The following is a 401-nucleotide window of genomic DNA, read 5'->3' as shown; positions in this document are numbered from 1 at the left end:
TGCGTTCGCAGGGACGACACTGAGCTGGTTGAACGGCTCATGCATTCCACGCGCGGCCTTCCTTGACTCCCCACCCCTCCCCGCTCAAAAGATCGCCAACCCAGGGAGGCACCATATGTTCAACGATCTGTTCTCGCTCAAAGGCCGCGTCGCGCTGGTGACCGGCGGCTCGCGCGGCATCGGCAAGATGATCGCGGCGGGATTTCTCAGCGCCGGCGCTGCGAAGGTCTACATCACCGCGCGCAAGGCGGGGCCGTGCGAGGCCACCGCCAAGGAGCTCACTGCGCAATATGACGGCGAGTGCATCGCGCTCCCGATCGACATCTCGACCGTCGAAGGCTGCGACAGGCTCGCCGGCGAAATCATCAAGCTGGAGCCGAAGCTCGACATCCTCGTCAACA

The 401-nt window shown here is 64.1% G+C and carries 1 protein-coding gene; it reads left to right on the top strand.

All coding sequences use genetic code 11. The annotated features are described in order from the left end of the window. Positions 1 to 115 precede the first annotated feature (115 nt). A partial coding sequence (locus AABA84_RS34850) for an SDR family NAD(P)-dependent oxidoreductase (protein ID WP_338314357.1) occupies positions 116 to 401 on the top strand: 286 nt, incomplete at its 3' end.

It is taken from the genome of Bradyrhizobium sp. TM239 (genome assembly GCF_036247985.1).
Classification (GTDB): Bacteria; Pseudomonadota; Alphaproteobacteria; order Rhizobiales; family Xanthobacteraceae; genus Bradyrhizobium; species Bradyrhizobium ottawaense.
The sequence above is the reverse complement of the archived record's forward strand: the minus strand, read 5'-3'. Positions and strand labels throughout refer to the sequence as shown.